We start from the raw sequence: 25,497 nt of genomic DNA, 5'->3' as shown, positions 1-25,497 counted from the left end.
CATGCAGGTATCGCAGCGTTCGTGGTGGCTGCAATGTCATACATGTATGCATTATTTGTCAACATGTATGATAATCTGTATTACATGTTGTGGAGGAAAATCAAGGGCATTCGCGCGGCGCTCGATACGTCGGCGTATTTAAAAGGATGGAGAGGGGACAAAGCGACCGCTCCTTGAGGATTAATCTATAATTTTAGTAGACTACTGAATCGCGCAACGATCTTTCAAAAATCGCCGGGACTATAAAAGACCATGCCGCGCCAGCGATGCCGGTCATCGTGCATTCTGCTTGGGTATGCGCGGTACAGGATGATGGCCGCACCTGCGCTGTCTGAGCTTCATCATGCCTCAACAAACATTCCCGGATGCACACCATGCCTATTTCCCATATCTCGCATTTTGCTTTTCTGGTTCCCGGCAACTATCACGATGATGATCCTGCGCAGGGGCTGGAGGAAACTCTGCAGCTTTTCGAAGCCGGCGAGGCGCTGGGTTATGATAGCGCCTGGGTCCGCCAGCGTCATCTGGAACGCGGTGTGTCCTCGGCCGCCACCTTTCTCGCGGCGGCGTCGCAGCGCACCAAGCGGATTGGCCTCGGCACCGCCGTCATTCAACTGGGTTATGAAAACCCTTTCAGGCTGGCGGAAGATCTCGCCACCGTGGATGTGCTGTCACACGGACGGTTGAATGTCGGCGTCTCTGTCGGCGCGCCGCCCTTCGCCCATCTGATTTCGGATTATGTCGATACGGCGCCCGATGCGGATTACAGCCATGCCCGCGCCGAGAAGCTCACCAGGGCCTTGAGATCAGAACCGCTGTCCAGCGAAACGGAGGCGGGCAATGCAGCGGGCGCGCAGGTGCCGCGCCTTCGGCCCTTCGCCAAGGGGTTGACCGACCGGCTGTGGTATGGCGGCGGATCGCAGAATTCCGCTCGCTGGGCGGGGAAGGCGGGATTCAATCTGCTGACCGGCAATATCGTCAGCGGTGAAAATACCGATGATTTTCTGACGGCGCAGGCGGCCCTCGTTGCCCGGTTCCGGCAGGAATGGGCGCATGAGCGCCAGCCGCGCGTCGCCCTTGGCCGCGTGATTTTACCGACGGACAGTGCCAGCCCGGCGACACGCCGCCGTTATGCGGAGTTTGCGGCCGAGCGCGACAAGCGCACGCATACGCCGCATGGTGCGCGCCGCACGCTTTTTCTGCCTGATATTGTCGGGACGACGGATGAAATTCTGGAGAAGCTGTCGCGCGACCCCGTTCTGCCGTTTGTCTCGGAATTCCGCCTCGAACTTCCCTATGAATTCCAGCCGGAAGATTATCGCCAGATCGTGACGGATTTCGCCTCTGTGCTGCCGCAGCTTTCCGGCGAAAGGCCGGTTTTGAAAGTGGCAACAGCTCAATAGTGCGTTCACAACGTCGCCATTCCTTCGCCGAGCGTGGGAATGGCGAACGAGGCGAACAGCGTCAGTCCGGTTGAGGCAGGTCGTATCTCTCGCGTATGGTCGTGCCTTCGTATTCGCGCGGATAAACGCCGCGGTCTTGCAGCACCGGCACGACTTGTTCGACGAATTCGGCGATATCGTCAGGGGCACGGGGCGGCTGCAATGTGTAGCCGTCAACCGTTCCGTCCTGCCAGAGATCGATGATGCCGTCCGCCACCTCTTCTGCTGTGCCGAGCAGCAGCCGGTGATGCCCCTCCGAGCGCCGCACGGCCTCGCGGGCGGTGAGCTTTTCATGGGTCAGCAGTTCGGAAAGGCCAAGCCCCATGCCGACAGCCCATTGTCGGTTCTGGTCGGGAATGAAGCGCTCGCCATCCAGTTTCGCATCGGGATCGAAATCGCGGGGATCGATACCGTTTTCCTTGGCGAAGCGTGCCAGAAGACCGTCTTCCGAGCCGGTTCCGCTGTAGAGTTCGTGTTTGCGCAGCGCTTCCTCGCGCGTCTCGCCGAGAATGACGACGAGGCCGGGAACGATGCGGATGCGGGAGGGATCGCGGCCGAAAGACACTGCGCGGTCACGGACCTTTTTGCCAAAGGCCTGGCCGGCGGGACGGGACAATATGTTGCAATAGATGATCTCGCCATGACGTGCCGCCAGATCGATGCCGCCCTCGGAAGCGCCCGCCTGGGCGATGACGGGGTGCCCCTGCGGTCCACGAGGGACGTTGAGCGGGCCTTTGACATGAAAATATTGCCCCTCGTGATCGATGGTCTCGGCCGTCGCCGCATCCCAGAAGCGGTCTTCCGGTATCTCGCCTTCGCGGCGCGGATCCCAGCTCGACCAGAGCTTTTTCGCGACATCGAGAAATTCCGTGGCCTTGGCATATCGCTCATTGCGCGGCGGCAGCGGGTCGTTGCCGAAATTGGCGGCGACGTTCGGATTGAAGGAGGAGACGATGTTGACGATCAACCGACCGCCCGTGACGATATCGATGGATTGCGTTCGTCTCGCAAAATTATAGGGCGAGTTATAGGTGGAGGACACCGTCGCCACGAATCCGATGTCCGGCACCTGTGCGGCAAGCGATGTGGAAAGGATGAGCGGATCGATGGTGTGAAACGGCCGGCTTGTCGGGTCGGTCAGCAATGCCGGGTGATCCGAAAGGAAAACGGCGTCGAACCGGCCTTTGTGAGCCAGTTCCGTCAGTCGCCGGTAATAGCCGATATCGTTGATATCGTGCCGGTCTCCGCTCCTGTATTTCCAGGCATTGGCGAGGTATCCGGTGGTATTGATGCCGACATTGAGATTGAGCCGGCGTTTGTTCGTGCTCATGCTGCCACTTTTTCTTTCAGGTCTGTTGGATTGCCGGCTTGCGGTTCCGACACAATTGCGGGGAAGCGTAACAGCCGGGGTTCCGGTCGCGAGTTAAAAATCCTTGCTGTCAGGAGAAGAAAAACTTCCCAGCCATGGCCGACGCTCCCAAGGAAAGGCTCACATCGCGTGCCGCTCTTCGCCGAAGTATCGCTTGCGAATGACGCCGTTTCCGAAAGGATATTTTACCGGAAGTACGAAGCCATGATGATATGGAAACGAATTTCCTCAATGGCCTCTCAAATAGTACACTTTATCTATAGAAAATATTTTATGGCGTGTAGCGTGTCGTAGAGATCGCAATTGAGAGGACGAACGCCATGGCTGATGCGGCCCTTCGCCAGATAACCCACCCTGAAACCGTCTGGTACACGCGCTGCCCGGCGCCAACGCCGCTTTCCATCGCGGCGCAGCTTGGCTGGATCGAGGAGAGTTTCGCCGGCCACGGCATTACTGTTTCTTCCATTCGCGATGCGGCGGATCCGGCCATTCGCCAAAGCCATTTCGATCACCGTCTGGACTGGTCATTCCGTCAGGGCGGTAATATTCCGCCTATCTGGGCAAAATCCGGCGGACGCCAGACGCGTCTTGTCGGTTTGACCAGGACCGACGAGTTTCAGGCGGTCATAGCGCTGCCAGCCAGTGGTATAACAAAGGGCGGCGAACTGAAGGGCCGGCGCATCGGGCTGCCGAAACGACCGAACGAAACCATCGACTTCCAGCGCGCCACATCGCTCAAGGGCATCGTGTCGGCACTGACCGTTTCCGGCCTTTCCGTGGCGGAGGTCGAGCTGGTCGATCTCACCGCAACCGAGCCGGTGCTGCTCGGACCGGCTGACGACAGGTTCCATGGCCTGCGCCGACGGCTGCCCTATGGGGAGGAGATCGCGGCATTGCATCGCGGAAAGATCGATGCGTTTTTTGTCAAAGGAGCGGAGGGCGTCACCGTCGCCAATCTCATTGGCGCGCACGTCGTCGTGTCGACCGGGTTTCACCCCGATCCGAAAATCCGCATCAATAACGGCACGCCACGTCCTTTGACTGTAGATGCCACCTTTGCCGATGAAAGGCCCGATCTCGTCGCCGACCTCGTGGCCACGGTACAGCGGGTTGCCGGCTGGGCGAACGCCAATCCGGCGGAAGCGGTGCGTTTCATCGCCCGCGAGATCGGTGTCAGCGAGGAAGCGGTTATCGCCGCCAACGGGGCGGATGTGTACCGTAACCTGAGGCTCGATCTCGATCCGGCGGAGCTGGATGCGCTCAGCCACTTCAAGGATTTCCTGCTGGAATGGAAATTCATCCCTGACGATTTCGATGTGAACGACTGGGCCGATCCGCGCGCGCTTTCTTTACTGCAACAGGCTGCGGCGAAGTGAGGGCGTCATGACAGCAACCATTCTTGTAACGGGTGCAACCGGCAAGCTCGGCCAACGCGTCGTCAGCCGCCTTTTGCAGAAAGAGGCGAAGGTTAGGGTGCTGACCCGCCGGGGTGAGGACGCGCTCAAGCTTTGGGGCGACAGGGTGGATATTTCGGAGGGGAATTTCTCCGATCCGGCCAGCCTGAAAGAGGCCTCACGCGCAACAGACACGGTGTTCCTGCTTTCCCCAATCGGTGAAACGCTGGCGGCGGACCAGAAAGCGGTCATCGATGCCGCTCTCTCCGCCAGCGTATCGCGGATCGTGAAAATATCCGGTTCCGACTGGACCATCGCCAATGCCGCACGCTCCATCTCGGGTGCCGCCCATGCCGAGGTCGAAAAACATCTAGCCGGGAGCGGCATTGCGCATACGGTGCTGCGGCCGAATGCCTGGATGCAGGTGGCGCTGGAACCCGTCGTCGCAGCACTACGCCAGGGGGAGGATGTGCCCGCCCGTTTCGGCGATGCGGCAGTTTCCTTCATTGATGCCGACGATATAGCCGATGTGGCGGTTCACGCCTTGACTGCGAGCACGTCTGTTTCCGGCACCTTGGTGCTAACCGGCGGTGAAGCCTTGACGGCACTGGAAATCGCCCGCATCGCGGCCCGTATCCTGCATCGCCCCGTGGGGATATCGCATCATTCCGCTTCGGTTTTTCCACCGCATATCGGAGCTTTCGAACAGAAGGCGATTGGTGAATTCGGCCAACTTATCCGCGAGGGCCTCGCGGCCCCCGTCAACGACAACATCGAACGGATTACCGGTCGTCAGCCCCGCAGCGTGGAGGCCTATTTGCGCGCCCGGCTGGCAGCGACCACCCCGCAGGGTAATCATTCCGAGGGAGAAAAGACATGGCGCTGACTGTTTCACTGCCTGAAGGTCCCGAACTGAAAAGCCCCACTGATTTCGAAGACAGCCCGCTCAGCCGCGCGGTGAAGCAGCCACTGATGCTGGGGCTGTTCCTCAATCTGCAGGACATCAACTTCTCCAGCCTGCCAACCAGCAATAGCTGGACCTTCGACTACAATGCGGAACTGGTGAAGCGCGCGGAGGAGCTTGGTTTCGAAATCGCCTTCAGCCGCACGCAATGGCTGCCCAAGGGCGGTTATGACGGCGAATCCTCGCTCGACAGTTTCATTGCGCTGGGCGCCATGGCGGCGGTCACCAAGAGCATTCTTCTGATCTCCACCATTCATGTGCTTTACGGTCCCCTGCATCCGCTTCATCTCGCCAAATATGGCGCAACGCTGGATCATATCGCCAGGGGACGATGGGGCATCAACATCGTCACCGGCCATCGCGCCATAGAGCATGAAATGTTCGGCTGGCAGCGGATCGACCATGACAAGCGCTACGACATGGCGGACGAGTTGTTCGATGTGCTGCATCGCCTGTGGGGAGAAACCGAAAACTTCTCCTACGAGGGCAAGCTTAACCCCTGGGCCATCAACAACGGCTGGATAACGCCGAAGCCCGCCTTTGGCCGCCCGCCGCTGGTGACGGCGACCGGCTCGCCGGCCGGTATCGATTTCGCCGCCCGCCATTCCGATCTGGTTTTCGTTACCTCGCCCGGCGGCGCGCATATCGACAGCGCGCTGGAAACGCTTCCCGATCATATCGCCACCATCAAGAACCGCGCCAAGGCCTATGGCCGTCAGGTGAAGACGCTCATCAATCCGATCATCGTCAGCCGCGATACGGAGAGGCAAGCGATCGCCTATGCCGACGCCATCGAGGCGGGAAAACCGCAGCCCGGCACCCGTGCCTTTGCGACCAACAATTACGACAGCGACGCCCATGCCTGGCGGGGTCGCGGCGATGCGCGCCACAAGCAGGGGCGCAATCTCGGCGGCAATATCGAAATCATCGGCTCGCCGGAGCAGGTGGTCGAGCAGCTTGTCGGCTTGAAAAAGGCTGGCATCGATGGCGTGCAGCTGAATTTCTACGATTTCCGCGAAGATCTCGAATATTTCGCTGAGCGCATTCTGCCCTTGATGAAGGAGGCTGGCCTGAGGCTCTGACGCCTCTCCGGCCTCAGATTTCCAGTTCTGAAGCTTAGCACTTCGCAATCACAGAGATTGCGAGAACGATCTTTTTTGCCCTGAGGAGATACCGTGAATATTGCCGTCGATCCCGTCAAAACGCCCGCGCCGAAAGTCATAGACCGGATCGGGACCTATGTTCCCGAACTCGTCTCCATCCGCCACGATCTGCACCAGCATCCTGAAATCGGTTTCGAAGAGGTGCGCACCTCCGGCATCGTCGCCGAGAAGCTCACCTCCTGGGGCATCGAGGTGCATCGCGGTTATGGCAAGACCGGCGTGGTCGGCGTGCTGCGTGGCCGTCATGCTGGCAACCGTTCAATCGGGTTGAGGGCGGATATGGATGCCCTGCCGATGCCGGAAGAAACAGGGCTGCCTTATGCATCGGTCTATCCCGGTAAGTTCCACGGCTGCGGGCATGATGTGCACACCACCATATTGCTTGGCACCGCCCGTTATCTGGCGGAAACCCGTGATTTCGCCGGCACGGTGATTTTCATTTTTCAGCCCGCCGAAGAAGGACTGGGTGGCGCGCGCGCCATGATCGCCGATGGGTTGTTCAAGGATTTCCCCGTTGATGAAATTTACGGGCTGCACAATTCCTCCCATGCAGCACCCAACCATCTGAAGGTTTCGCCCGGCACCATTCTGGCAGGCGCCGATTTCTTCGATATCCGGCTGAAGGGCAGGGGCGCGCATGCGGCTCACCCGGATGTCTCGCGTGATCCGGTGCCGGCGACGGGTGAACTCATCCAGGCCTTGCAGACCATCGTCAGCCGCAATGTGCCGCCGACCGATCCGGCCGTCTTGTCGATCACCCGCATCGAGGCGGGATCTGCCTATAACGTCATCCCCGAAACGGCCTCGATTGCAGGCACGGTGCGGGCCTTCTCCGACAGCGTGCGCGAGACCATAAGGGGCCGAATCCGCACGATTTCCGATCACATTGCCGCCGCTTATGGGCTCACCGCCGAGGTGGATATTCGCGACATATTCTCGGTTCTGACCAATGACGACGCGTCGGTGGAGATTGTGGCCGGGGTGGCGCGCGAAGTTCTCGGAGACGAGCGCGTTTCCACCGAGCCCAGCCGCTTCATGGGCAGCGAGGATTTCGCCGACCTCCTGAAACATGCGCCCGGTGCGTTTTTCACCCTCGGTCATTCCGGCACCGTGCCGGCCCATAATCCCGGTTTCATTGTCGACGATGCCATCCTGCCGGTCGGCGCCACCTTGTTTGCCCGGCTGGTCGAAACCCGGCTGAAGCCTGCCTGAAAATTTGAAAACAAGCCTGCAAGAGGAAACATCCATGGATATTACAAGACGTAAGACATTGCTTTTGAGTGCTGCGCTAGGTGCGGCCATGCTGCTGCCATCCGCGCCGGTGCTGGCGGCGGAGACGCCGAAAAAGGGCGGCATTGTTACCCTTGCGGGCCTCGGTGAGCCGACGACGCTTGTGCCGCTTTCCGATTCCAATACGCGCACGCGCGCGATTTCCACCAAAATCCTGGAAGGATTGGTGCGCTTCGACAGCGAGTTCAAGCCGCATCCGGTTCTCGCAGAAAGCTGGGAAACCTCCGCCGACGGGCTGCGCTACACCTTCAAGCTGCGCAAGGGCGTCAAATGGCATGATGGCAAGGATTTCACTGCACAGGATGTGAAATTTTCCCTGCTTGCCTTCAAGAAGGTGGGCCCACGCGGCCGTATCACTTTCGCCAATGTTGCCGATATCGAAACGCCCGATCCGCTGACGGCGGTGGTGGTGCTTTCCAAACCTGCGCCTTATCTTCTGCGGGCGCTGACCGGTGGCGAAACGCCCATTTTGCCGGCCCATGCCTATGCTTCGGAAAACTACAATGAAAGCCCGAATGGCAACGCGCCCGTTGGTACTGGCCCCTTTGTGTTTGAGGAATGGAAACGCGGCAGCTATGTGAAGCTCAGGAAAAACCCGAACTACTGGCAGGCCGATCTTCCCTATCTAGATGGCTTCGTGGCGAGGTTCGTCGCTGACGCGGCCTCCACCACCATCTCGGTGGAAACGGGCGAGGCGGATTATACCGCCGATGTCTCCTACAGCGATCTGGAGCGTTTGCGGCAGAATCCCAAGCTTTCGGTGGAGGTCTATACCGACTCCTATCTCAATAACGCCGCCATATTCGAGTTCAATCTGGAGAACCCGATCCTCGCGAAAAAGGAGGTGCGGCACGCGCTGGCACATGCCATCGACCGCAATTTCATCAACGACGCGATCTTTTTCGGCACGGCGAAACCCGCCGGTTCGAACATTCCAGCGGTATTCACCGCCTATAATGACGAGAAGCCCTTTACCTATCCCTTCGATCTGGCCAAAGCGAATGAGCTGCTGGACAAGGCGGGGTATCCGAGGGGTGCGGATGGCACGCGTTTTTCGCTGCGGCTGGCCTTCCTGCCCTCCGACGTTTTCCGCAAAACCTCCGAATATCTACGCTCGTCCTTCGGCAAGCTCGGCGTGAAGGTGGATATCGTCGAAGGCGATCTCGCGACCTTCATCAAGCGCGTCTATACGGAGCGCGGTTTTGACCTGACGGTGAACGGCATCAGCCGGTTGTTTGATCCGACAGCGGGCGTGCAGCGGCTCTACTGGTCCGATGGCATCAAGAAACCCGCGCCATACGTCAATGCCGCCCACTACAACAATCCCAGGGTGGATGATCTTTTCCGCGCCGCTGCGATTGAAGTGGATGAAACGAAACGGGCGGGGCAGTTCCACGATATCCAGAAAATCACCGGTGACGAATTGCCGAATTTCTCTATCGTCGCCCTGCCGACCGTCATTCTGCGCAACACCAGCCTGCAGTCTCTCGTCACCACCATCGACATTGCCTATGGCGATCTGTCGACGGCCTGGAAGAACGAGTGAGCGTTTTGCATATGGCAATAAAAAACCCGGCAATTTTGCCGGGTTTTTTATTGCTGAAAACGGCCCTCCGGCCTTTTTTCACTATCGCGGGATAACGGCGTTTTCGGGAAAAACGTTGCCTTTGGAACAGGCCGGCAGGAACGGTGATGCCAATTATCGGAACTCTAAAAAAATCAATTTCTTCAATAATTTAGGGCGAAGGAATTCTTCGTTTTGCGGGAAGAATAGCTTTCTGGACCTCTGATTTCTCTGCCTGCACTGTGTCCATGAAATCTCACCCGCACACGATGGATGCCATGGCCAAGGATACGCTTTTTTTGATCGCCCCCGGTTTTGAAGACCCCAAGCACCCCGGTGTCCGGTTCGTCTGCCCGCATTGTAACCAGATCGAAGGCCTGCTTGCCGCCTTTCCGGACCTTGCCGCCGGGATCGATATCCACCGGGTCGGTTTTCAGCGTCCGCGCGAAGCGGTCATCGCCGTCGTGGGTGAGGAAAACCAGTCGTTGCCGCTGTTCGTCTTTACCGGCGATGCACCAGCCGATGCGACGACCAAAGGCGACACGCACTTCATTCAGGACACGAAACGCATTTTGCAAATCCTCGCCGAGCGTCACGGGTTCCCGCAACTGCACTGAGATGCCGCACCCCGCACATCGGATTTTTATCGGAGATAGACATGACCTTTTCCAGACGCCAGTTTCATAAAATTGCACTCGCCGCTGGCGCTTTCGTGGCGCTTCCCGGCGGTTCTTTCGCTGCTGCTGAAGAGCCCGTTTCGGGCGGTACGCTCAAGATCGTCTATTTTCCCGAGCCGACGCAGCTCGTGGCAATCAATACCAGCGCGGGCGGTCCGCAGTTCATTGGCTCGAAGATTTATGACGGGCTTTTGACGTACGATTACGAACTTTCGCCTAAGCCGAGCCTTGCCAAAGAATGGAGCGTTTCCGCCGACGGGCTGGAATATGTCTTTCATCTGCAGCCGAATGCGAAGTTCCATGACGGCAAGCCGGTGACATCGGCGGATGTGGAGTTCTCGATCCTGCGGCTGAAGGAAGCCCATCCGCGCGGGCGGGCGACTTTCTCGCATGTTGAAAGCGTCGATACTTCCGATCCGCTGGTCGCGAAGGTGAAGCTTTCCAAGCCGGCGCCGGGATTGATAACCGCGCTCGCCTCGTCGGAATCGCCTGTTGTGCCAAAGCACATCTTCGAGACCTTCAAGCCGACTGACAATCCAAAACCCGCCCAGATCATCGGCAGCGGCCCCTTCGTCCTGAAGGAATGGGTGCCGGGCAGCCATATTCTTCTGGAAAAGAATGCCGACTACTGGGACGCGTCAGGTCCTTATCTCGACCGCGTCATCATTCGCCTCATCAATGATGCGGGCGCTCGCGCGGCGGCGCTGGAAACCGGAGAGGGCGACATTGGCCCGAACCCGGTGGCGCTTGCCGATCTGGAACGGCTGAAATCCATCCCGACGCTGAAGGTGGATGACCGCATCTACGCCTATGCCGGCCAGCAGAACCAGCTCGTCATCAACCTTGAGAACGAATATCTCAAGGAATTGAAGGTGAGGCAGGCCATTGCCCACGCGATCGACGTTCCGGCGCTGATCGATACCGTGCTTTACGGTTACGCCGTGCCATCGCCCACGCCGATCAGCCCCGGCCTTGCGAAGTTCCACAATCCGGATATCGGTTTTGCGAAATTCGACGTCGCGCTGGCGGAAAAGCTGCTGGATGAGGCGGGCTTTCCGCGCAAGGATGGCGGCAAGCGCTTCAAGCTCAGGGTCACCACCAACCCGTTCAACCCGCAGACCTATTCGGATTTCATAGCGCAGGCGCTCTCCAAGATCGGCATCGAGGCGGATATCCAGAAATTCGATTTCGGCACCTATGTGAAGGTCGTTTATACCGATCGCGCCTGGGACCTTTCAGTCGAATCCCTCTCCAATACCTTCGATCCGACGGCTGGCGTGCAGCGTGTCTACTGGAGCAAGAACTTCAAGATCGGCCTGCCATTCTCAAATGCCAGCCACTACGCCAATCCGGAAGTGGACCGGCTGCTGGAAGCGGCCGCGGTGGAGCCGGATATCGAAAAGCGCGCAGCCTTCTTCAAGGAGTTTCAGGCCGTCGTCGCCAAGGATCTTCCCGTCATCAATCTCGTTTCGCCAATCCAGCCGGTCGTCGGCAGCGTCCGCATCAAGGATTACGCGACAGGGGCGGAGGGGCTCAGCGGCAATCTCGCCAAAGCCTGGGTGACGAAGGAGGCGTAAGCGCATCCTCACCTCTCGTTTAAAGCCGCGTCAAAGTTGAAAAGGGTTCATCGCCATGAGCAGAAAATCCGAGAAGCTGGTCCTCAATGCGTTCATCTATCCGGGTGGGCACCATGAAGCAGCCTGGCGCCACCCCGAGTCGGAGCCACTGCGCGTCACGGATATAAGGCTCTACCAGGATATCGCCCTCAAGGCCGAGGCGGCAAAGCTGGATGCCATTTTCTTTGCCGATGCGCCGGTGCTGGACGCCAATATCCGCTATGCCGCCCGGCACCGGCTGGAACCGATCACCATGCTGGCGGCCTTGGCGGCCGTCACCGAAAAGATCGGCTTCATTGCGACGGCCTCCACTACCTATTACGAGCCCTACAATCTCGCGCGGCTGTTCGCCTCGGTCGATCATATCAGCGGCGGCCGGGTGGGCTGGAACATCGTGACGACCTCGGCCGATGCGGCTGCCGGAAACTTCAATCTCCAGCAGCATCCGCCGCATGCCGACCGTTACCGGCAGGCGACTGAGTTCGTCGATGTGGTGACGAAGCTCTGGGACAGCTGGGAAGACGATGCCATCGTCGCCGACAAGGAGAGCGGTCTTTTCGCCGATACCGACCGCATCCATCCCGCCAGTCACGAGGGCGAGTTCTACCGGGTGCGGGGCGCGCTCAACCTGCCACGCTCGCCGCAGGGCAGGCCGGTCTATGTGCAGGCCGGCTCTTCGGAGGACGGCCGTGGCTTTGCTGCCCGGTATGCCGAGGCAATCTTTACCGCGCATCAAACTCTGGAGAGTGCGCGGTCTTTTTATTCCGACATAAAGAGGCGCGTGGCGGCCACGGGGCGCAATCCCGCCCATGTGAAAATCCTGCCGGGGATCAGCCCCTTCATCGCCTCCACCGAAGAGGAGGCGCGAAAGCTCGAGGCGAGTTTCAACGATCTCATCCAGCCGGCCTTTTCGCTTGGGCAGTTGCAGCGCATTACAGGCATTGATCTCTCATCGGCCGATCTCGATCAGCCGTTGCCGAAGGAGGCGGTGGAAGCGACGCGCGCGCAGGCGGACAGCAGCCGGCATCAATTGGTTCTCGATGTCATCGACCGGGAAAATCCGACGATCCGGCAATTGCTGCACCGGCTTGCCGGCGGGCGCGGGCACAAGGTGATTTCGGGAACGCCGGAACAGGTGGCAGACTGGATAGAGACCTGGTTCCGTGAAGGTGCTGCCGACGGCTTCAACATCATGCCGCCATGGCTGAATGGCGGGTTCGATATTTTCGTCGACGAGGTCGTGCCGATCCTCAAACAGCGCGGGCTGTTCCGCGAGGATTACGAGGGCGACACGCTGCGTGATCATTACGGCCTGCCCCGGCCGGAAAACATCCATACGACCAGGGAGTTGCAAAGGGAACGCGCCTGATGTGGGACGGGCGTGTTCAGGCGGCGGCTTCGAGAGAGCGTGTATCCTCGCGCAACAAGGCGAGTAGAGATGCGATTTCCGGCAGCCGCCGCCTGTCAGGACTGGTCAGAAGATGATACCGGCTGGCGGTCGGCTGAGGCACACCGAAAGGTGCGATCAGACGGCCGGTTCGAAGCTCTTCGGAAATGAGCGAGTGGCGCGCAAGGCCGATGCCGTGGCTGGACAAGAGTGCCTCTATCAGCGCGGTCTGACGCGAAAAGCGCGGTCCTGCTGCGGAAAGCCGAAGCGGAATGCGGCAGGCGCGCAGCCAGTTTGCCCATTCGAAGGCAGCATCGGTGCCGTTGCCGCGCAACATCGCAAAAGAGATATCCCGAAGCCGCTCGGGTTCACCACCAAGCTGGTAGCGGGTCGCAAAATCCGGAGTGCAGACGGCACTGACGGTGTCGGTAAAAAGCGGTTCGTGGATGAAACCGGGGATTTGTCCGTGGGTCGCTACGATCGCGCAATCGGCATCGAAATGGGTGAGGTCGATGGTATCGCCCTCGAGAGATTCAATCGAGATATCTACGTCTCCAAGGGCTGGAACGATGGTTCCCAACCGCGGCGCCAGCCATCGGGCCGCAAAACAGCCTTCCGCCAGAACCTTCATCTGCCGCCGGCCGCCGGAGGCCATGAGATCGGAAAGGCTGCCAATCATCGTCTCGAAAGCGTCCGCAAGGCCGGGGTAAAGCGTGCTGCCGGCCTCGGTCAGCACCAGTTCGCCGCGCTGGCGGCTGAAGAGTGTTTGCCCGAGATGGGTTTCGAGAATGCGCACCTGCTGGCCGATTGCGGCAGTCGAGACATGCAGTTCTTCCGCCGCCCGCGAGAAGCTGGCGTGACGCGCGGCCACGACAAATGCGCGCAGGGCCGTCAGCGGCGGCAGCCGGGAAAGCGTCGGCAACCGGAAAGCCGCTCTTGCGACCGAAGGAGGGATGAATTCCGTTCTCATGGCCGTTTTCCCTTCATGGCTAGAATACACGGCCTTCCCTAAGGTGCGTCGTGGTGCCGTTGAGATAGTAGTCGCCGATGACACGCGCCTTGTGGGCAAGCGGATTGTGGTTGTAGACCGTGCGGATGTTGCGCCAGTGGCGGTCGAAATTCCGCTCGCTGGACGTCGCCGATCCGCCGCCCAGTTCGTAAAGGTTGGTGGCGACCGTCAGCGAAAGCTGCGATGCGATGATCTGGGTACGGGCGGTGGCGAGAGAACCTTCCAGCAAAGCCGCTTCTATCGCCTCTTCGTCGCCGCTGGAAAAGGCGGCGGCGGTCCTGTCGAGCGTTCTTGCCGCCTCGCGGATCAGCGTCTTGACGGCGAAGGCACCGGCGCTGATCTCTCCGAGCATCTTCTGCACAAAGGGGTCCTGATTGGCGGTTTCGGCGCTGCTGTGGAGCGTGGTGCGCGCCTGGCGCAGAACATAGTCGATGCCATCGTTGAGTGCACCCTGAACGGCACCGGCGGCAGAGGCAGCGAGATGCAACTGTCGCATGGCCGAGCTGTGGCGCCCGATCTGGCTGCCGAGCTTGCGGGTCGTCAGTTCATGCGGGAGAACCTCGACATTTTCAAGCAAAACGCCGCCGCTTGCCGTCATGCGCTGGCCCATGCTGTCCCAGTCGTCGAGAATGGTGATCCCGGGCCGATCAAGCGGAATGAGGACGCCGATCGGCTGTTCGTCGTCGCCGACAGCGCTAAAGGTGCCGAAATCTGCGAAGGCGGTGCCGGTCGCATACCATTTGCGGCCGTTCAGACGATAACGGTCGCCATCGGCGCTGAGGCGCGTGGTGATTTCGCCGGGGCGTTTGGTGCCCTGTTCCGTGCTGGCGCCCGCAAAGAGCTTGCCGGTGAGGACATTTTCCAGGTGCCGCCGATCCTCGAGCTCGATCGGTGTGAGAGCGAGGTTTTCGGTGAAATTGAAATGGCTGCGGAGTGCGTGCGGAATATTGCTGTCGGCTTCCCCGAGGATCATCAGCACTTCTATATAGTCCGCAATCGAGCCTCCCGGCCCACCCTTGGCCTCGGGGATGCGCAGCGTGCCGATCCTGGCTTCTTTGATCAGGCCGAAGATTTCGAAGGGAAGTTCCCGCTGACGCTCACGGCGAGCGGCATCCTTGGCGGCAACAGCCGCAATGTCCCTGGTGCGGGCCAGAATGTCGTCTCGGCTCGGCACGCCGGAATTATCGGTGGTTGCGGTCTGTATTTTAGGATTGGACATTGCGGATTTTCCCTGAGCGGATGTGATGACCTGCGGCACGGTCGCGCCGCAGGCATTTTCTTCTGGACGATCAGGCGACCGCGCGCGGCTTGACGACCGGGCGGGGAGCCGGTTCGATATTGCGCGGCACGCGGCCTTCGACGGGATGGCTCGGATCGTTGAAGCCGGGTGTCGAGGGATGGCCTGTCGTCACAAGGCTGTCGACCAGCGCCTCGTCTTCCGCATCGATCTTCACATCGAGGGCGCGGACGTAACCGTCCCAATGGTCTTCAGTACGCGGGCCGGTGATCGCGGCGGTGACGAACTTGTTGTTCAGCACCCAGGCGAGCGCAAAATCCGCTGCCGAAACACCCTTTGATGCGGCGTGCGCCGCAACCTTCTGGGCGATTTCGACCGACTCGGGGCGCCATTCGGTTTCCAGAACCCGCTTGTCGCCACGGCCGACACGGGTATCTGCGCCCGGCTGCTCACCCGGCTGATATTTCCCGGTCAGCACGCCACGTGCCAGCGGCGAATAGGAAACGACGCCCAGCCCGTAATTATGTGCCGCGGGCAGCTGCTCGGCTTCGGCTGTGCGGTTGACGATGTTGTAGAGCGGCTGGCTGGCGATAGGCCGGTCGATGCCGAGCTGATCGGCCAGATGCGAAATTTCGGCGATGCGCCAGCCCCGGAAGTTGGAAACGCCGAAATAGCGCAGCTTGCCCGCACGGATGAGATCGGCAATGGCGCGTACCGGCTCTTCCAGCGGCGCGTCGAAGACGGCGCGGTGGAAATAGAGGATATCGATGTAGTCGGTGTTGAGACGGCGAAGCGAATTCTCGACGGTCTCGATCACCCATTTGCGCGAATGGCCGCCAAGGTTCGGACCCTTGGTGTGGGAATTGACGAATTTCGTTGCCAGAACCCAGTGATCGCGACTGGCCTTGATACCGCGACCAACGACTTCTTCCGACTTGCCGTCGTGATAGACATCGGCAGTGTCGATGAAGTTGATGCCCTGCTCGCGTGCCTTGTCGATGATGCGGAAGGCCACGTCATCCGGCGTCGGGCCTCCGAACATCATCGTGCCGAGGCTCAGCGGTGAAACTTTCAGCGCGCTGCGTCCGAGATAGCGATAGTCGACCATTATGGTTGCTCCTTCAGTTTATTGGGCATGGTGGCAAGCCACGGCGTGGTTCTTGCCGAAAAGGGTGTAATCCGGCGCTTTTTCGCGACAGAGATCGGTGGCGAGCGGGCAGCGGGTGTGAAACCGGCAGCCGGATGGCGGGTTGTGGGGGCTCGGCAGGTCGCCGGAAATGGGCGCTGCCTGCTTGCGGCGCGCGGGATCGGGAACGGCTGCGAGAAGCGCACGGGTATAGGGGTGTTTCGGCGAGGCCCAAAGCTCCGCGGTCGGCGCGCTTTCCACGATCTTGCCGAGATACATGACCAGAACGCGATCGGAAAAATAGCGTACGACCGAAAGGTCGTGGGATACGAAGAGATAGGACAACGAAAGCCGTTTCTTCATCTCCACCAGAAGGTTGAGGATCTGCGCCTGGATGGAAAGATCGAGCGCCGAGACAGGCTCGTCGCAGACGACCAGTTCCGGCTCGAGAACGAGCGCCCGGGCAATGCCGATGCGCTGGCGCTGGCCGCCGGAAAACTCGTGCGGATAGCGGTCGAGTGCATCAGGCGGCAGACCCACCTGCGCGACGATCGCCTCGACGATCTCCCGCTGTTGCTCCCTGTCGCCAATGCCGTGCACCTTCAACGGCCCGGTAAGGATGGTTCGCACCGTCTGGCGTGGATTGAGCGACGCGAATGGGTCCTGAAAGATCATCTGGATGCGGCGGCGGATGCCGCGCAGCTGCGACGACGACATCGCCGTGACATCGGCGCCCTTGAAGGTGATCCTGCCGGAAGTGGGCTCCACCAGCCGCATCAGCGACTTGCCGAGCGAGGATTTGCCGCAGCCTGATTCACCCACCAGCGCCACGGTCTCGCCCGCCTCGATGTCGAGCGACACATCGTCGACGGCGCGGACTGTTCCGCGTCCTCCCGAATAGTGGGTGGAAAGACTATGCACTGACAAGAGCGTCATCGGATACCTCTTGGGATGTGGGGGATACGAAGGGGCAGGCGGCGTAGCGGCCTTCCGAGACGAGCCTCAGCGGCGGTACGAACTGCCCGCAGAAACCGCGGGCGCTCGGACAGCGTGGCCGGAAGGCGCAGCCGCGCTCGCCCGTAGCGGAAACGATTGAACCCGGAATTTCGATGAGTGGCCCGTCGCGATAATGCTGGCCGTCTTCAGCGCGCGGAGAGGCAGCCAGCAGGCCGCGCGTATAGGGGTGGTAAGGATTGGAGAAAACCGGTTCAGGCAATCCTTCTTCCACCTTGCGGCCGGCATACATGACCATGACCCGATCGGCCCATTGCGCCACAATGCCAAGATCGTGGGTGATGAGGATGACGGCCATGTTGAGATCGCGGCGCAGATTGTCGAGCAGCTGCAGGATCTGCGCCTGTATCGTCACGTCGAGCGCGGTCGTCGCCTCGTCGGCGATCAGCAGTTTGGGATTGCAGGCAACGCCGATGGCGATCATGACGCGCTGGCGCATGCCGCCGGAAAGCTGGTGCGGATAATCGTCCACGCGGCGCTGAGCGTCGGGAATATTGACGAGGTCCAGAAGCTCGATGGCGCGTTTGCGCGCCTGGTGCCTGTCGATCCTTTCATGGATGCGCAGCACCTCGACGATCTGTTCGCCCACCGTCAGGACGGGGTTCAGCGATGTCATCGGTTCCTGAAAGATCATGCCGATATCGCGGCCGCGAATGCCGCGCCATTGCCGCTCGGAAAGCGGCAGGAGATCGCGGCCTTCGAGCAGAACACGCCCGCCGGTTTTTGCATGCGACGGCAACAGGCCGATCAGGCCGAGCGCAGTCAGCGATTTTCCCGAGCCGCTTTCGCCGACGATTGCCAGCATTTCGCCGGACTCCACATCGAAGCTGACGCCCTTGACCGGTTGGGCTGAGCCGAAGCTGACGGAGAGATCGTGGACTTCGATAAGTTTGCTCATCGGCGTTCCTCCGAAAAACGGGGGTTTAGCGCATCGTTGAGACCGTCGCTGATGAGGTTCAGCGAAATGACGGTGAAGACGATGGCGAGGCCGGGAAGGGCGGTCAGATACCAGGCGGTGCGAATGACGTCGCGTCCCGACCCGATCATCGAACCCCAGGAAACACGGTTGGGGTCGCCAAGTCCCATGAAGGAAAGGGCTGCTTCCATGAGGATCGCACCCGCCACCATGACGGAGGAGGTGACGATGATCGGCGGCAGGGCGTTGGGCAGAATTTCCTGAAACACGATACGCGCATGGCCATAACCGAGGCTTCGTGCGGCAAGCACATAGTCCTTCTCGCGGATGGCGCGGAATTCGGCGCGGGTCAGGCGCGCAACAAGTGGCCAGGTAATGATGCCGATTGCCGAGGTTACCGTGGTGACCGAAGGCTGGGCGATGGCGACGAGCACCACCAGCAGCACGAAGTTCGGCAATGTCTGGAAGATTTCGATGATCTTCACGAGAATATCGTCGATGACGCCACCGAAATAACCGGCGAAAGCACCAATTGTTATGCCGATCGTCAGCCCGATCAGGGTGGCAACGACACCGACGGTGAGCGAGATGCGTGCGCCGTGCACAATGCCCGCCAGCACATCACGCCCCATGGAATCGGTGCCGAGCGGATAGGCTGGATTCTGGCCGGGCCAGAGGAAGGGGCGGGCCACCATTTCCAGCGGATCGCCCGGATAGATCAGCGGGGCCGTGACAGCGGCGATGAGGACGGTGGCAAGGAACAGCAGCCCAACGATAGCGTTGGGATTGGTCAGGAAAATCTTCAGTTCCCGCCGCAAGCCGCGCCGCGGCACGGAGACGGAGCGGGCTGAAAGCGCGTCCGGCGCATGGATATAGGGCCAGACTTTTTCTTCAGGTTTTTTAGGTTTGGGATTGCTCTCTTCGGCACTGAGTTCGGCCGCGTCGAGAACTGCTGATGTCTGGGAGGAATTCATCGGCTTTCTCCGATGCGGGGGTCGAGCCATGCCTGCAACAGGTCCACGGCGGCATTGACAATGATGACGACAAGGGAAGACAGAAGCAGAATGCCGAGCAGCACGCTGAAATCGCGGGCCATGACGGCCTCGAAAGCAAGACGGCCAAGGCCTGGCCAGCTGAAGACGGTCTCGACCACGACCGCACCGCCCAGCAGGCCGCCAATATGCATGCCGGCCATGGTGGTGATCGGGATGAGCGCGTTGCGCAGAATATGGCGTGTGGTGAGCCGGAAGGGTGAAACGCCTTTTGCCCGTGCCGTGCGCACATAGTCCTGGGATTTGACTTCCAGCATCGCCGCGCGCGTGAGGCGGGCATAAATCGCCAGAAAATAAAGCGCCAGCGAAAGGGCGGGGAGAACGATATAGCGCAGCCTGTCCAGAAGGGCGTCGAGGCCGGTGAGGCTGCTGCCGATGGTGCTGTCGCCGCCAGACGGAAGCCAGCCGAGCTTGACCGAGAAGGTGAGGATAAGCATCAGGCCGATCCAGAAGCCCGGCACGGAATAAAAGATTAGCGAGCCAATCGAAATGATCCGGTCCGGCAGCTTGCCGGAAAAGAGCGCCATGATGGAGCCGAGGAAAACGCCGACGAAAATCGCAATGCCAAGTGCTGCTCCCATCAGCGCCAGCGTGCCGGGCAATCGCTGGCCGATAAGATCGGCGACCGGCATGCCGTAGCGGGGTGAAAAGCCGAGGCTGAACTGGGCCAGATTGCCGAGATAGTTCATGAGCTGATGGACGACCGGCAGGTCGAGCCCGAAGCGTGAGCGAATTTCGGCCATGGTCTCGACGGTCGCCGAACCCGCTTCCGCGGCCAGCACGTCAGCCGCATCACCAGGCGCCAGCTGCAGCAGGAAGAAGTTCAGGATGACGATACCGAGAACCGTCGGGACGGCCTGAATGGCCACCCGCCTTGCCTGCGATAAAATCCGTTTCGAATTCGACATCGGCTCCAGTCCATTCGCTTGAAAACATGAAATCGGCCCGTAAAGGCGTTGGTATTAGTTGACTAATTTTATGGAATTTGTCAAAGAGTAATAGAATTATTTTCTGAAATTTACGGAAAAATGCGCCATAAAGAAAAGATAATTCCTATTTATGAGAATGGTTGGTGCTTCATGCCAATCTCACTCTCGTCTGCGGAACAAACTTCTTCCCAAGCGCGGCCGTTCAGTTTTGCCGGTTTTTCGCCGGTTCAATTAAGGAGAGGTATCGCATGACTGTTTTCAACCAGACGACGCGCCGCGGATTTCTGCTGGCGTCGGTGGCGCTTGGCGTGGTGTCGTTGCCGGGGCTGAAGCTCAACGCAGCAGAGCCGGCAAGCGGCGGAACGGCCACTTTGCTCATCTCATCGGAGCCGCCGGTTCTGACGACGATCGCGCACACGGCCTATAATTCCGTCTACATATCGCCCAAGGTCACGGAAGGGCTGCTGACCTATGATTTCGACCTCAATCCCAAGCCGCTGCTGGCCAAATCATGGGATGTCAGCGGCGATGGCCTGCGTTACACCTTCAATCTGAGACCCGGTGTAAAATGGCATGACGGCAAGCCTTTCACATCTGCCGATGTGGCGTTCTCCATCAACACCATCAAGGAAGTGCATCCGCGCGGGCGCAATACCTTCCTGAACCTCACCAGTGTCGAGACCCCGGATGATCTGACGGCCGTGCTGGTTCTTTCCAAGCCTGCGCCGTATCTGATAACAGCGCTTGCCGCTGCTGAAACGCCTATCGTGCCCAAGCATCTTTATGAAGGCACGAAAGTTACCGAAAATCCCATCAATCTCGCGCCTGTTGGCACCGGCCCGTTCAAGTTCAAGGAGTGGGTGCGGGGCAGCCATATCGTTTTTGAGCGCAATGCCGATTACTGGGATGCGCCGCGCCCCTATCTCGACAAGCTGATTGTTCGCTTCATTCCTGATGCTTCGGCCCGGGCGATTGCCATCGAAACCGGTGAAATCGATCTCGCTCCGAGCACCCCGGTCGCCTATAGCGATCTCGACCGCCTGAAGGAACTACCGAGCCTCGGCTTCGAGACCAATGGCTATCAATATACCAATTCGATCAGCCGCGTGGAGTTCAACCTCGAGAAGGACGTGTTCAAGGATGTCCGCGTCCGCCGCGCCTTCGCGCATGTCATTGACCGTAACGTCATTTTCAACACGGTCAATTATGGCTATGGTGCGACGATTACCGGACCGATCAATCCGAAGCTGACGAAATGGTTCGTGGACGATCTGAAGACCTATCCGATCGATCTGAAGGCGGCCGAAGCGCTGCTGGACGAGGCGGGATACAAGCGCGGTGCGGATGGCATCCGTTTCAAGCTCAATCTGGACTATGTGCCGAGCACCGAGGCCTATCCGCGTGGCGCGGACTATATTCGCCAGGCGCTGGCGAAGGTCGGTGTGGATGTGACGGTGCGGACGCAGGATTTCGCCACCTATACCAAGCGCATCTACACGGATCGCGATTTCGATTTTGCCTATGAGGGCATGAGCAATCTCTTCGACCCGACCGTCGGTGTGCAGCGGCTATACTGGTCGAAAAACTTCAAGAAGGGCGTGCCCTTCTCAAATGGCGCCGCCTACAGCAACCCCAAGGTGGATGCGCTGCTGGAAGCTGCCGCTGTCGAGATCGATCCGGACAAGCGCGTCGCGCAATGGAAGGAAATACAGCAGATCCTCGTCGATGACGTTCCTGCCATCGACATCGTTGCGGCACCTGAAATCACCATCTTCAACAAGCGCATTGCCGATCACACGATCGGTGCCGAAGGCGTCGCGGGCAGCCTGGCCTTCGCGCATATCGCGGCATCCTGATCGTCTCGCCAGCCCCTGCCCGCCGTTTGCGGCGGGTAGGGATATCTCCCTTTCGTCGACGGGCACCGCAGCATCGCTTTCTGGTGTCATCGTTTTCATCGAGGCCAAAGCCATGAGCACGACACTTTCTGAAATCTGGTACACACGTTGCCCGGTGCCCACGCCCGTGGGGCTTGCGGCGCAGCTCGGTTATCTCGCACAGACCTTCGAGGATGTCGGAATATCGCTGAAATCCATCATCGATTCACCGGATCGTTCTGTGCGGCAGAGCCACTTCAACCACACGCTGGAATGGTCCTTCCGCCACGGCGGTAATGTGCCCCCTATCCGCGCCCGCTCGGAAGGGCGCAATACGCGTCTTATCGGCATTACCTGGACCGATGAGTTCCAGGCGATCATCACCCTTCCGGAAACCGGTATCCGCTCGCTTGCCGATCTCGTCGGCCGCCGTTTCGGTGTGCCGCGCAGACCTGATGGGATTGTCGATTTCATGCGAGCGACAGCATTGAAGGGAATCGTTTCGGCGCTTTCGCTGGAGGGCCGTAAGGTCGAGGATGTCGAGCTGAAGGATATCGTGATCAAGGATTCCGTGCTGGCGACACAGGAGGGACCATCCCTTTTCGGCCTGAAGCGGCGACAATCGTTCGGTGAGGAGATCATCGCGCTGTTGCGAGGTGAGGTCGATGCGATTTTCGTCAAGGGTACTGCCGGTATCGCCGCCGCGAACCTGATCGGCGCCGTGCAGGTGGCGGAATTCGGTTTTCACCCCGACCCGAAGATACGTATCAACTCCGGCTCTCCCCGCGTGCTGACAGTCGACGGTCGGCTTGCCGATGAGCGCCCCGATCTAGTGGAGCGGCTGGTTGCCGCCATTGCCAAAGCCTCGCTCTGGGCGGAGCAGCATCCGGAAGAGACCCGCCGTTTTATCGCGCGCGAGGCGGGTGCGACCGAAGAGCAGGTTCTGGCCGCCAACGGCCCGGATGTCCACCGCCATCTAGGTCTTAGCCTCGATGCGGACCTCGTCGCCGCCGTCGGCCATTACAAGGATTTCCTGTATCAATGGGGTTTCCTTGAAAACGACTTCGATCTCGCTGCGTGGATCGATGACCGTTTCGTCACGACCAGTGAAAGGGCGGTGGCATGAGCGGCGCTTTATCCGCCGTTCCGAGCCCGGAGCAGCACTTGAATCCCGTCGCCATCGCAACCGCGCTCGCCGAAGATTTCAGCCTGACTGCGGCGGAGTATGACAAAAGCGGCGAATTCGCCGCCGGTAATTTCGAGGCGCTTTTCAAGTCTGGCCTGCTTGGTCTCGTGACGGCTGAAAAGGACGGTGGCTGGGGGGAGGGCATGGAAACCGCGCATGCCGTCATCGCCGCCATTGCCAAGGGTGATCCGTCAACCGCCCTCATCCTTGCCATGCATTACAGCGTTCATGCTGCCATCCGGCGCGGCAGGTGGCCGGCAGATCTCGCGGCAAAGGTGCTGGCCGCCAATAACAGGGAGCGGGCGCTTCTGAACAATGCACAGGCAGAGCCGGGGATCGGTTCCCCGGCCCATGGCGGCCTGCCGGAAACGACGGCGCGGATCGAGGGCGATTTCTGGGTGGTCAATGGCCGCAAGAGCTTCGTCACCGGCCTGCCGGGTCTGAAATGGGCGATTGTACTTGCCGTCACGACGGAAGAGGTGCCGCGCCTGATCCAGCTTCTGGTCCCGCTCGATGCGCCGGGCATCGGCCGGGAAAAGGCATGGGAAGCGACCGGAATGTATGCCACCGCCAGCGACGATCTCCTGCTTGAGAATGTGAGGGTGCCGCTCGCCGATATCGTTGCCGAACAGCCGGCGGACGAGCCGTTGCGGCGGGATGAGGCGGACGGTTACAATTTCTTCGTGCTGCTGGCCTCCGTCTATCACGGTGTCGCGCTTTCGGCGCGTGACGCCCTCTTGCGCCATCTGACAGGCCATGTTCCGGCAAGCCTCGGCGCGCCGCTGTCATCCATTCCCCGTATTCAGGAAGGTCTGGGCGAGATCGAGGTGCTTCTTGCGGCCAACAGGCGTCTGCTCCGCTCCGTCGCGCGTGATGTCGATGCGGGTGAGAGGGTAGGCACGGATGCGCTCGCCGTTCGTCATGTGGTGATCGACAATGCGGTGGCGGTGACGGATCTGGCGCTGGAGCTTGGCGGCAATCGCGGCCTTCGCCGGGACTATAATCTCGAGCGGCATCACCGCGACGCCATAACGGCAAGGGCGCATGCGCCGCAAAGCCACATGATCCGAACTATCCTCGGCCGTCAGAGCATCAAGGCTGTTGGCGGCTGACCGTAGAAGACATGGGCGGCTTTGTTTGGCAGACCGCCCATGTTGACGCCGCCCGCATCAGTCCCGGAGTAGCGGCAACAGCTTGTCGCCCTGCCGTTCAATTTCCTGAAGATAGGGCGTGTCGGAAAGCACGAAATGGGTGATGCCAAGCGCGCGGTATTTGCGCAGCGACGCGGCGACGTCTTCCGCCGAACCGACGAGCCATGTCGTTGCGGCACCGCCTCCGCCAAATTTGCCGGGTGCGGTATAAAGATTGTCGTCCAGCACATCGCTCTGCGTGTGCAGATCCAGCAGGCGGCGCTGGCCGACTGCGACACCTTGCAGATGATCGTTCCAGCGCACGCCATTGTTCGCAGCCATCTCCGCCACCTTTGTTTCCGCATCGCGCCAAGCCTCAGCCGTGGTTTCGCGCACCAGCGTGGTGATCCGCAGACCGAATTGCAGCGGCGGCAGGTCACGGCCGAGGGTCTCACTGAAATGTCTGAGACGTTCGATCCTTTCGCGCACGCCGGCGAGCGGTTCGCCCCAGAAGAGCTGGACATCGGCTTCAGTTGCGGCAACCTGTTCGGCGGCCTCGGACGCGCCGCCGAAATAAAGTTTGGGATGTGGCCGTCCGGCACTCTCGCTGATACGCGGCGAGACGGTGGAGTTCTTGACCCGGAAATGGTCGCCATTGAAAGTGACGTTTTCCTCAGTCCAGAGCCGCCGCACCAGCCGCATGAACTCCTTCGTGCGCGCATAACGCTGCGCCTGATCGCCTTCTTCGTCGCCATAGGCCGCAAGCTCGTCCCGGCCGGAAACGACATTGATTCGTACCCGGCCACCAGAAAGCTGATCGAGCGTGGCGGCGGCCGATGCGAGATTGGCCGGCTTCCAGTAGCCGGGGCGGATAGCGATCAGTGGCTCGAAAGTGGTGGTACGCGCGGTAAGCGACGCCGCAACCGTAAAGGTATCCGGACGCCCCCAGCCGGTGCCGATCAACGCGCCCTTCCAGCCATGGTTTTCCAGCGCCCTGGCATGGGTAGTTAAAGTATCGAGGCTGTTGTGGTTTTCGCTGACGGCGTCGCCCCGATGTCCGGGTTTGACGTCATTGGGGATGTACCAGAGAAATTCGCTCGTGCTGCTCACATTATCCGCCTGAATTTTCGCTTTATGTCGCGGTGGAATGGCCCTGCC

Annotated in this window: 21 protein-coding genes; 12 read left to right on the top strand and 9 right to left on the bottom strand. The window is 60.1% G+C overall.

The annotated features are described in order from the left end of the window. Nucleotides 1–374 precede the first annotated feature (374 nt). Complete coding sequence (locus tag AB4Z23_RS05720) at nucleotides 375–1,403, top strand: LLM class flavin-dependent oxidoreductase (protein WP_065688006.1); 1,029 nt, start codon at nucleotides 375–377, stop codon at nucleotides 1,401–1,403. A gap of 61 nt (nucleotides 1,404–1,464) precedes the next feature. Here AB4Z23_RS05720 and AB4Z23_RS05715 read toward each other — a convergent pair whose 3' ends face one another. Then, on the bottom strand, nucleotides 1,465–2,772 hold the full coding sequence (locus tag AB4Z23_RS05715) for an NtaA/DmoA family FMN-dependent monooxygenase (protein WP_065687811.1): 1,308 nt from the start codon (nucleotides 2,770–2,772) through the stop codon (nucleotides 1,465–1,467). Nucleotides 2,773–3,131: 359 nt separating this feature from the next. Between AB4Z23_RS05715 and AB4Z23_RS05710 the strand changes: the two genes are divergently transcribed. From AB4Z23_RS05710 to AB4Z23_RS05675, 8 genes are all read left to right on the top strand, one after another. Continuing rightward, the gene (locus AB4Z23_RS05710) at nucleotides 3,132–4,187 is read left to right on the top strand and encodes an ABC transporter substrate-binding protein (RefSeq protein ID WP_065687810.1); all 1,056 of its coding nucleotides are present in this window, start codon (nucleotides 3,132–3,134) and stop codon (nucleotides 4,185–4,187) included. Nucleotides 4,188–4,194: 7 nt separating this feature from the next. Next, nucleotides 4,195–5,091 carry an NmrA family NAD(P)-binding protein gene (locus tag AB4Z23_RS05705; protein ID WP_065687809.1) on the top strand — a complete coding sequence of 299 codons (897 nt, stop codon included), beginning with the start codon at nucleotides 4,195–4,197 and terminating at the stop codon, nucleotides 5,089–5,091. Further along, nucleotides 5,082–6,251: an LLM class flavin-dependent oxidoreductase gene (locus tag AB4Z23_RS05700; protein WP_065687808.1), complete on the top strand. Its 1,170-nt coding sequence runs from the start codon at nucleotides 5,082–5,084 to the stop codon at nucleotides 6,249–6,251. The genes AB4Z23_RS05705 and AB4Z23_RS05700 overlap by 10 nt, the downstream gene beginning before the upstream one ends. A 93-nt stretch (nucleotides 6,252–6,344) precedes the next feature. Beyond that, a complete protein-coding gene (locus AB4Z23_RS05695; RefSeq protein ID WP_019564768.1) occupies nucleotides 6,345–7,544 on the top strand; it encodes a M20 aminoacylase family protein in 1,200 nt (399 codons plus the stop codon). Nucleotides 7,545–7,578: 34 nt separating this feature from the next. Continuing rightward, complete coding sequence (locus tag AB4Z23_RS05690) at nucleotides 7,579–9,168, top strand: ABC transporter substrate-binding protein (RefSeq protein WP_065687807.1); 1,590 nt, start codon at nucleotides 7,579–7,581, stop codon at nucleotides 9,166–9,168. A 296-nt stretch (nucleotides 9,169–9,464) separates the two neighbouring features. Beyond that, nucleotides 9,465–9,803 (top strand): DUF3088 domain-containing protein, encoded by a 339-nt coding sequence (locus AB4Z23_RS05685; protein WP_026330699.1) that lies wholly within the window; start codon nucleotides 9,465–9,467, stop codon nucleotides 9,801–9,803. Between the two features lie 41 nt (nucleotides 9,804–9,844). Next, a complete protein-coding gene (locus tag AB4Z23_RS05680; protein ID WP_111788629.1) occupies nucleotides 9,845–11,440 on the top strand; it encodes an ABC transporter substrate-binding protein in 1,596 nt (531 codons plus the stop codon). 55 nt (nucleotides 11,441–11,495) lie between these two features. Continuing rightward, nucleotides 11,496–12,848: an LLM class flavin-dependent oxidoreductase gene (locus AB4Z23_RS05675; protein ID WP_113291585.1), complete on the top strand. Its 1,353-nt coding sequence runs from the start codon at nucleotides 11,496–11,498 to the stop codon at nucleotides 12,846–12,848. Between the two features lie 16 nt (nucleotides 12,849–12,864). Here the strand turns inward: AB4Z23_RS05675 and AB4Z23_RS05670 are convergent, their stop codons facing one another. The 7 genes from AB4Z23_RS05670 to AB4Z23_RS05640 form a co-directional block, all read right to left on the bottom strand. Further along, complete coding sequence (locus AB4Z23_RS05670; protein ID WP_065687804.1) at nucleotides 12,865–13,836, bottom strand: LysR substrate-binding domain-containing protein; 972 nt, start codon at nucleotides 13,834–13,836, stop codon at nucleotides 12,865–12,867. A gap of 19 nt (nucleotides 13,837–13,855) precedes the next feature. Next, nucleotides 13,856–15,094, bottom strand: a complete 1,239-nt coding sequence (locus AB4Z23_RS05665) for an acyl-CoA dehydrogenase family protein (RefSeq protein WP_065687803.1) — start codon at nucleotides 15,092–15,094, stop codon at nucleotides 13,856–13,858. 70 nt (nucleotides 15,095–15,164) lie between these two features. Continuing rightward, nucleotides 15,165–16,220: an aldo/keto reductase gene (locus AB4Z23_RS05660; RefSeq protein WP_003511118.1), complete on the bottom strand. Its 1,056-nt coding sequence runs from the start codon at nucleotides 16,218–16,220 to the stop codon at nucleotides 15,165–15,167. Between the two features lie 18 nt (nucleotides 16,221–16,238). Further along, complete coding sequence (locus AB4Z23_RS05655) at nucleotides 16,239–17,174, bottom strand: ABC transporter ATP-binding protein (protein WP_065687802.1); 936 nt, start codon at nucleotides 17,172–17,174, stop codon at nucleotides 16,239–16,241. Beyond that, nucleotides 17,152–18,150, bottom strand: a complete 999-nt coding sequence (locus tag AB4Z23_RS05650; RefSeq protein ID WP_003511115.1) for an ABC transporter ATP-binding protein — start codon at nucleotides 18,148–18,150, stop codon at nucleotides 17,152–17,154. Before AB4Z23_RS05650 ends, AB4Z23_RS05655 begins: the two co-directional genes overlap by 23 nt. Beyond that, a complete protein-coding gene (locus AB4Z23_RS05645) occupies nucleotides 18,147–19,142 on the bottom strand; it encodes an ABC transporter permease (RefSeq protein WP_003511114.1) in 996 nt (331 codons plus the stop codon). Before AB4Z23_RS05645 ends, AB4Z23_RS05650 begins: the two co-directional genes overlap by 4 nt. Continuing rightward, nucleotides 19,139–20,128: an ABC transporter permease gene (locus AB4Z23_RS05640; protein WP_065687801.1), complete on the bottom strand. Its 990-nt coding sequence runs from the start codon at nucleotides 20,126–20,128 to the stop codon at nucleotides 19,139–19,141. Before AB4Z23_RS05640 ends, AB4Z23_RS05645 begins: the two co-directional genes overlap by 4 nt. Before the next feature lie 269 nt (nucleotides 20,129–20,397). Here AB4Z23_RS05640 and AB4Z23_RS05635 point away from each other — a divergent pair, with 269 nt between their 5' ends. The 3 genes from AB4Z23_RS05635 (at nucleotide 20,398) to AB4Z23_RS05625 (ending at nucleotide 24,321) form a co-directional block, all read left to right on the top strand. Further along, on the top strand, nucleotides 20,398–22,005 hold the full coding sequence (locus AB4Z23_RS05635) for an ABC transporter substrate-binding protein (RefSeq protein ID WP_065687800.1): 1,608 nt from the start codon (nucleotides 20,398–20,400) through the stop codon (nucleotides 22,003–22,005). A 112-nt stretch (nucleotides 22,006–22,117) separates the two neighbouring features. After that, complete coding sequence (locus tag AB4Z23_RS05630) at nucleotides 22,118–23,149, top strand: ABC transporter substrate-binding protein (protein ID WP_441360024.1); 1,032 nt, start codon at nucleotides 22,118–22,120, stop codon at nucleotides 23,147–23,149. Further along, entirely contained in the window at nucleotides 23,146–24,321 is a 1,176-nt protein-coding gene (locus tag AB4Z23_RS05625) for an acyl-CoA dehydrogenase family protein (protein WP_065687799.1), read from the top strand. Before AB4Z23_RS05630 ends, AB4Z23_RS05625 begins: the two co-directional genes overlap by 4 nt. A 57-nt stretch (nucleotides 24,322–24,378) precedes the next feature. Here AB4Z23_RS05625 and AB4Z23_RS05620 read toward each other — a convergent pair whose 3' ends face one another. After that, on the bottom strand, nucleotides 24,379–25,449 hold the full coding sequence (locus AB4Z23_RS05620) for an LLM class flavin-dependent oxidoreductase (RefSeq protein WP_065688004.1): 1,071 nt from the start codon (nucleotides 25,447–25,449) through the stop codon (nucleotides 24,379–24,381). Nucleotides 25,450–25,497 lie beyond the last annotated feature (48 nt).

The organism is Agrobacterium sp. MCAB5 (genome assembly GCF_052114365.1).
Taxonomy (GTDB): Bacteria; Pseudomonadota; Alphaproteobacteria; order Rhizobiales; family Rhizobiaceae; genus Agrobacterium; species Agrobacterium tumefaciens.
The sequence above is the reverse complement of the archived record's forward strand: the minus strand, read 5'-3'. Positions and strand labels throughout refer to the sequence as shown.